This window comes from Paenibacillus sp. N3.4 (genome assembly GCF_008017805.1).
GTDB lineage: Bacteria > Bacillota > Bacilli > Paenibacillales > NBRC-103111 > Paenibacillus_E.
This window is the reverse complement of record NZ_VRTT01000144.1, coordinates 1-7744: the sequence shown is the minus strand read 5'-3', so window position 1 is coordinate 7744 and position 7744 is coordinate 1. Positions and strand designations below refer to the sequence as shown.

Genomic DNA, 7744 nt, shown 5'->3' with positions numbered 1-7744 from the left:
TGTGTCGTAACTCTCATTATACAGGATTTGGGGAGGTACCCTATTTTTTTGTCGTTTTAAACTTAGAGCCCCAAGGGCTCAGAGATATGAAATTGATTCAAGTAGGTAAAATAGTTCAACGAGCATTGCGCTTGCTTTTCCAGAAGTGACATTTCGTAGTTTAGTCGAGTTACCAAATATTTATCGATATATAGCGATTTGCTAGACAGATCGGGTTTTTTCTGAAACTATATTTGGCATCATATTTTTCGTCCACTCGATAAAGCTCAATTAATTTAATTTCACCAAGCTATAAAATAGTGCTAGGAATCCGGTTCGATATCGGATTCCTTTTTGTTATGTTGTAATTTTACTACGTCTATCTAACTCAGCATGTTTAAGTTTGCTTCTTCAAGCGTAGGTATAAGAAATTTATGATCGATAGGTGATGACATCACGATTAGAATCGTGTAAGTACCGTATTTATCACATTGATTTCCGAACTCCTCAAGGGCTCGTGTGGAGTCGGTTATTACTTATAATAAGTAGTTATGTTCTCCACTGATACGGTTACATTCTACGACCTCGGCAGAAGAACGGCAGAAATCAAGGAATGCATTACAATCCCTTGAATGAAACAGCATGTAGGCAGCAGCATGTTTTCCGATTTTTTCAGGGGAAATTATGGTGCGATACTCGCTGATGATCCCTTTTTCCTCCATACGCCTAACTCTTTCCGTTACTGCGGGTTGTGATAAACCGACACATTTTCCTAGTTCCGTCATTGAAATTCTAGCTTGGCTTTGAAGGTGGTAAAGGATTTGCTTATCAACGTGGTCCATTGAAATCGACTCCTTTAAATTTAAGGTATTCCCTATAAACTAGCTTGTAATTAGTCGTTACAAGGCTAATATAACTTGGTTGCCTTATGTAATTAAGATAACTTATTTTATATAATAAACTTACAATAGTAAAGTGTTCAAGGCTTTAACTATTCTGAAAGGATGAAGACAGTTGAGTATGTTTTATTCAAATAAAATTAATCCAGAATGTTTACCAGGTCGCATCGATGAAGTAATCGATCGAACGCTTGCCGACAAGCGATTGGTCGGTGCTGTCATTAAAGTGGCGATAGATGGGGAACTGGTTTATAGCCGAGCTGCTGGTCTTGCCGACCGCGAGATGAACCGGACCATGCAAGAAGATGCCTTATTCCGGCTTGCCTCGGTTACCAAACCTATCGTTTCAACTGCTGCCCTAGTACTAGTTGCGCAAGGTCGCCTACAGCTGGACGACCGCGTTGATCGTTGGCTTCCTGAGTTTAGGCCACGTTTGCAGAACGGTGAGTTCGCGACATTGACAATTCGTCATTTGATGACGCACACCGCGGGTCTGACTTACCGCTTCTTTCAAGAAGAGAATGGATCCTATCAGCGAGCCGGGGTATCGGATGGCATGGATCAGCCTAGTATCGCGTTGGAAGAGAACCTGCGTCGTATAGCCTCTGTTCCGCTCCTATATACGCCAGGCACCGAGTGGAAATATTCCATCGCGACAGATGTGCTAGGAGCAGTAATTGCAAAGGTCACAGAAACACCTCTCAGCGAGGCCATACATTCGCTGGTGACAAAGCCGCTTGGAATGAGCGACACCGATTTTATTGCAATCGACCCAGAACGACTGGCCAATGCCTATGCCAATGATGCAGCAGAACCAAGGCTTATACAAGATCACGATAGCCTTGCTTTTTTGGAAGGCACGGCGGGCTTCCGCCTTGCTCCTGGCAGGGCTATTGACACCACTGCTTATCACTCAGGGGGAGCCGGCATGGTCGGTAGCGCCGGGGACTTTTTGAAACTGCTGGAAACATTACGTAAGGGCGGAGCACCCCTTTTGCCGGAGTCTCTGGTTCGCGAAATGACTACCAACCAGATCGGTGATCTGCCAATGGCCTTTTGGCCAGGGCGAGGCTTCGGCCTAGGTATTACGCTGCTCAAGGATCCTGTTGTGGCAGACACGCCAGAATCCCCGGGCACATGGCGCATGGGTGGCACCTATGGTCATTCGTGGTTCGTCGATCCTAAGCAGCAGCTCAGCGTCGTGGCGTTCACCAATACCGCACTGGAAGGCATGTCGGGCCAGTTTACTGTTGACCTTTGTGAAGCTGTCTATGACAGGATCAAGAAATAGAGAACGAACACAAGAGCCTTGGTCCAGTATGAACCGGCCAAGGCTCTCAGTGTAGTAAGATGCCGAAGGAGTGATTATCCATAAATCCTAGTTGATCATATAATCTGTCAATTTATACAAGAGAGGTGCTTCTGAAATGAGCCAAAACACAACTTCTGCCACACAGAGTGTCTCTGGCACTCCCTTTTCTGAACGTCTCCCATGGGCAGGATTACTCGCCCTTGCTATGACGGGTTTTATCTGTATTCTTACCGAAACGATTCCGGCCGGCTTGTTGCTCCAGATAGGTGATGGGCTTGGAGTCTCAGAGGCCCTTGCAGGTCAACTCGTCACCTTGTACGCCCTAGGCTCACTATTGGCCGCGATTCCTTTGACCACCGCGACTCGCGGGTGGCGGCGGCGACCACTGCTACTCATGTGTATCCTTGGTTTTCTCGTATTCAACACCGTCACTACATTTTCTTCCAACTATACACTGACGCTGGTAGCTCGTTTCTTCGCGGGTGTATCTGCTGGTGTCTTATGGGGTATGATAGCAGGCTATGCCCGGCGCATGGTTCCGGAGTCGCTTAAGGGACGAGCTATGGCGGTGGCGATGGTCGGGACGCCTCTCGCTATGGCTTTCGGTGTCCCTGCTGGAACACTACTCGGTGCCTTTGTAGGCTGGCGCTCTGTATTCGGAATGATGTCGCTGCTGGCTCTATTGCTGGTTGGCTGGGTGCTTTGGAAGTTACCGGACTATCCAGGAGAGGCTGCAGTCAAGCGGCTCCCTCTCCAAAAGGTCTTCATCACTCCGGGGGTGCGGCCGGTATTGTTTGTCGTACTGGCTTGGGTGCTAGCACAAAACATCCTGTATACCTATATTGCACCGTATCTTGCCCAGGCTGGACTTACCCAGAGTGTTGACTTGGTACTTCTTATTTTCGGCATTGCAGCGCTTATTGGCATCTGGGTCATCGGTGTTTTGATCGACCGCAAACTGCGGCCATTGGTTCTGATCAGCCTCGCTGCTTTTGCCTTGGCGTCCGTCGCACTAGGCCTAAGTAGCAGCCAGCCCGTCGTGATCTACTTAGTGGTTACTGTTTGGGGGTTAACGTTCGGGGGAGCGGCGACTTTGTTACAGACAGCAGTTGCTGAAGCCGGCGGCGAGAGTGCAGATGTAGCCCAGTCGATGCTGGTGACGGTATGGAATCTAGCCATTGGTGGCGGTGGTGTGATAGGCGCTATTCTTATCGAAACACTTGGTGTCGGCTCCTTCCCATGGGCATTGTTTATTCTACTGATCCTTGCGCTACTCGTAGCGTGGCGCGCTAGAGAACACGGATTTCCTTCAAAGAGGCGCTGAGATACACAAACTTGCAGTGACATAATAATCAGCTGGATACTGGGGCTGGGTTTTAGCTAAAAATGTAGCTAAGTATTCTACGTATAGTATCTATAGTTGAAAAAGGGGGTATTCATACAAGAAACTATCTATTGTGCAACTGTTCTTTATTTAGAAATCTGTTCCGGAAGGGAATCAAGCGATTTGCGAGTTGCAGATCAGTATTCATTATAACTTTATAATTCGTTGTCATTGAGGGCTTGATTTGCCCCTATTTTTTTGTCAATACTACACACTCCACACACTGGAGTGTTGTTTCACTGTTGGTGTGGAAAGGAAACAACTAGTGAGAAGTCAATGTGGGTTGTATTAAGTGTTAATGTCATTGGGGAAAGTATTCCCTTTATTAGTAGCGATTCGATAGCAAATCTAAATGTTGAAAAGCCCTTTTAAAGGGCTTTTTTGAGTTTACAGCAATATAGTACTATAGGATGGAGGGTCTACCATTGTATTGATAGAATAAGGCGACAACATATAGAAATCCATAAGCGTAATCAAAGAATGGTTTTATTTGAAAGATTGATTACAGGAGCATATCCAATGAGATCAGCTAGCTCCGACTCCACCATCGCCGAGATGCAGGCGGTTACGAATCCGGTCATTAAGGACCCGACTTGGATTCTGAGGCGGTTTCTGATTGATAGTCAACTGCGGGAATTCTAGGAAGCTTTTTAAATACATGAAGATGACCTGGTGAGAAGTACGCAGGGAGCACTCAGAGAGATTTTCATTTTCTGCGGTTGGAATATGCTGGGTAGTACCGTTGAGGGACGGAAAACGCTAGTTAAGTGACGAAAGGGCCGCCGCTTGGCGTCCCTTCGCTCAAATATCGGGCAGTAGAGCAACAAGACTGTGTGTTAATCAATGATTGACATGAAGCTTTTTCTAGATTATTATTCCTTCTTTATATATTCACAATGGGAGGCGGAAATAACAAAATGTTTGGAATAATAAATTACGAAGTATTTTTGCTTACAGGAATTCTCTTAAATCTAATTCCTGGGGCAGACACAATTTATATTGTTGGAAGAAGTATTTCACAGGGTAGAAAAGCTGGTGTGTATTCAGTTTTCGGTATTATTAGTGGTTCTTTGATCCATACTTTGTTAGTTGCTTTTGGTTTGTCAATTATACTTACAAAATCCATTATATTATTCAATTTTATTAAAATAGTTGGAGTTATTTATTTAGTTTATCTAGGAATAAGAATGCTTCTGGATAAATCAAATTTTTATTTCAGTGCATCGGGATCAAATAAACAACAAAGCCTCAGAAAAACATATATACAAGGGATGTTGACAAGTCTTACAAATCCAAAAGTGTCTTTATTTTTCGTATCCTTTCTTCCACAATTTATTGATACAAAGGCTTCTGGTCCAATCCCATTCATAATTTTAGGACTTACATTTTCGTTCACTGGATTGATTTGGTGTCTGGTTGTTGCTTATTTCTCCTCTTTCATCACCAAGAAACTAAATATGAACCAAAGAATTGGCACCTACTTAAACAAAGTAACTGGGATGATATTTATCGGATTAGGATTAACATTACTTAGAACGAAAGCACCTCAATAATTTTGGCAAATATTCTTGAAAACATTTTACTTCGCTCAACTACCGAGAAAGTACGACAAGTTCTGCTATAAGCACCGAACAGTGTGAAAAGCAGGAGATTACAAGAAGTAATCTTAACTTTACAACTGAGGATGGGAATGACGGAACCATGTATCCTGAAACCATCCCGCCAATACTCCTGCGCGCGTCATGACTAACAGGTCATGGGGTGTGAAGTACAGGTAGATTCGGCAGAACGAAGGCTAGAGCCATTTTGAAATAAAAAAAAAAAAAAGAGGTATGCCAACGGATATGTCGCGTGGCTGAAAAACTGAATATGGTGAGAATGCTCGCACAGAAGCGATCTGACGAACTTCCGAATGTACAGGTCTACAGTTAGAGCACACGGAAACGTGTGTACCATCAGACGATGGGGTGAGTGGCGTAAAGTAAAAATTTTCTCTATGAAATACGCTATGCCGAACCATGGCGGCATCGGTCTCACAGGCTTAGAGGAAGCACCTAAGTTCAGAACGGATAGCTAGGTTGTGAGGGACTTGGAAAACAAGGGACGTTGCAGGAAGGGCTGTTACCCGAAACGGTTGCAATAAGGCACTTGCCGAAATGGATTTATCCTTGTGAGGGCAGGGGTACGACTGATGAAGCCTCTGTAATCGAGGTGGAGGAACAGCCCCAAGTCTAATTGAAAAGAACGATCATTTTCCATACGTGAATTGCACCGATCAGGTAGGAATGTGGGGACATCGCTTCGTTAAGGAGGGGTGCCACAGTGCAAGCTTTACGAAATTGGGAGTATTACGACATGACGGAATCTTTTACGGATTTGTACGAAAGATCAGCAAACAAAGAAATCTTTTCACGCCTCTATGAAATCGTCACATCCAGAGAAAATATTTTGCTGGCTTATCGCACGATGAAGTCCAATAAAGGATCGAAGACACCAGGAACGGATGGACTAACCATCAAAGACATCGAACAACGACCCGAACATGAATTAGTGAGTGAAATCCAAAACAGACTGCAAAACTACCGCCCCCAGAAAGTCAGACGGAAGCTTATTGAAAAAGATAATGGCAAATGGAGGCCGCTCGGCATTCCATGTATCCTCGATCGCGTCATTCAGCAGTGCTTCAAGCAAGTCCTTGAGCCCATAGCTGAAGCCCAGTTTTACAAGCACAGCTATGGATTCAGACCCCTTCGATCGACACACCATGCCATGGCAAGAGTTCAATTTCTCATCAATCAGGCATCGATGCATTTTGTAGTGGACATCGACATATTGGAATTTTTTGACAACGTCAACCATACCTTGCTCGTGAAGCAACTCTGGAACATGGGCATTCAAGATAGAAAGGTTCTAGCCTGCATCTCTAAAATGCTAAAAGCTGAAATCGAGGGGGAAGGAATACCTGCAAAAGGCGTACCCCAAGGGGGCTTGTTGTCCACACTGCTTTCGAATATTGTACTGAATGACCTAGATCACTGGGTAGCCGGTCAATGGGAACTTTTTCCTCTGACGCAACCTTTCAAGTCTAGGGATGGAGAAAGACGTGCGAAAATACGCTCTAGTCTGAAAGAAGGTTACCTGGTGCGTTATGCCGATGACTTCAAAATCATTTGTCGCGATTGGAAGTCTGCCCAGAGGTGGTATCATGCGGTTGTTCTGTATCTCAAAGACCGTCTGAAACTCGACGTCTCACCAGAGAAATCGCAAATCATCAATCTGCGAAAACGAGAGTCAGAATTTCTTGGTTTTACAATCCGTGCAAACAAAAAGGGTCAAAAGCGAGTAGCGCATACGGGCATTAAAGCGGGCAAAAGGCAGAAAATCAAAAGCGAAGCCAAGAAACACATTCTCAAAATGAGATCTTCGCCAACGGCTCTTAACGCTGCACGGTTCAACAGCTTTGTTTTAGGAATTCACAACTACTTCAATCGGGCAACACATGTTAGTGTTGCGTTCTCACGTCTTGCCTACGATCTGCGAGCTTTCATGTACAATCGTCTCAAACAAATCGGGAAGTACGAGCATCCTGCAAACCCACCACCAACGTACAGTAAATTTTACAGTTTGGGTTACAGGACTTTCAAAGTAGCAGATGTTTATCTGTATCCAATAGCTAATGTGAAAACAAAGAATACGATGGGCTTCAGTACAGGGCTTTCGCTCTTTACCACAGCAGGCAGAGAACAAATACACAAAAAACTTCGACCAGATTTACGTCAGGAAATTTACTCGCTGACCACATCTAGCATCCCGAATCAGAGTGTAGAATATATGGATAATCGGATTAGTCGGTATAGCATGAAAATGGGGAAATGCGAAATTACAGGCATGTATCTCTTCGCATCCGATGTTCATTGCCACCACTACATCCCGCCAGATTTAGGTGGAAACGACAAGTTTAATAACTTGCGTATCCTCCACAAAGAGGTGCAACAACTTATATTTCAAACTCAGATACAGACGATTGACGTACTCAAGAATAGACTGGGACTTACGGAATTGATGATTAACCAGATCAACAAATACCGTGAAAAATATGCATTAGGACCAGTTTAACATATCCCAATTCAATGAGTAACGAGGAAGTGCGACTTGTTCTGCTATAACTGC

At 44.4% G+C, this 7744-nt stretch carries 5 protein-coding genes and 1 pseudogene; 5 read left to right on the top strand and 1 reads right to left on the bottom strand.

Translation table 11 applies throughout. From position 1 onward, the window contains the following. Window positions 1–362: 362 nt before the first annotated feature. A pseudogene (locus FU659_RS33980) lies at window positions 363–821 on the bottom strand (Lrp/AsnC family transcriptional regulator). A gap of 178 nt (window positions 822–999) precedes the next feature. Here FU659_RS33980 and FU659_RS33975 point away from each other — a divergent pair. The 5 genes from FU659_RS33975 to ltrA all read left to right on the top strand — a co-directional run bounded on the left by FU659_RS33975 (window position 1000) and on the right by ltrA (window position 7690). Next, a complete protein-coding gene (locus tag FU659_RS33975; RefSeq protein ID WP_147951584.1) occupies window positions 1000–2169 on the top strand; it encodes a serine hydrolase domain-containing protein in 1170 nt (389 codons plus the stop codon). A gap of 136 nt (window positions 2170–2305) precedes the next feature. Further along, a complete protein-coding gene (locus FU659_RS33970) occupies window positions 2306–3514 on the top strand; it encodes an MFS transporter (protein ID WP_147951582.1) in 1209 nt (402 codons plus the stop codon). 579 nt (window positions 3515–4093) lie between these two features. Further along, window positions 4094–4216 carry a hypothetical protein gene (locus FU659_RS38090; RefSeq protein WP_261808230.1) on the top strand — a complete coding sequence of 41 codons (123 nt, stop codon included), beginning with the start codon at window positions 4094–4096 and terminating at the stop codon, window positions 4214–4216. Window positions 4217–4491: 275 nt separating this feature from the next. After that, window positions 4492–5127 (top strand): LysE family translocator, encoded by a 636-nt coding sequence (locus FU659_RS33965; RefSeq protein ID WP_147951581.1) that lies wholly within the window; start codon window positions 4492–4494, stop codon window positions 5125–5127. Window positions 5128–5896: 769 nt separating this feature from the next. After that, a complete protein-coding gene (ltrA, locus tag FU659_RS33960; RefSeq protein ID WP_187274595.1) occupies window positions 5897–7690 on the top strand; it encodes a group II intron reverse transcriptase/maturase in 1794 nt (597 codons plus the stop codon). The last annotated feature ends 54 nt before the right edge of the window (window positions 7691–7744 follow it).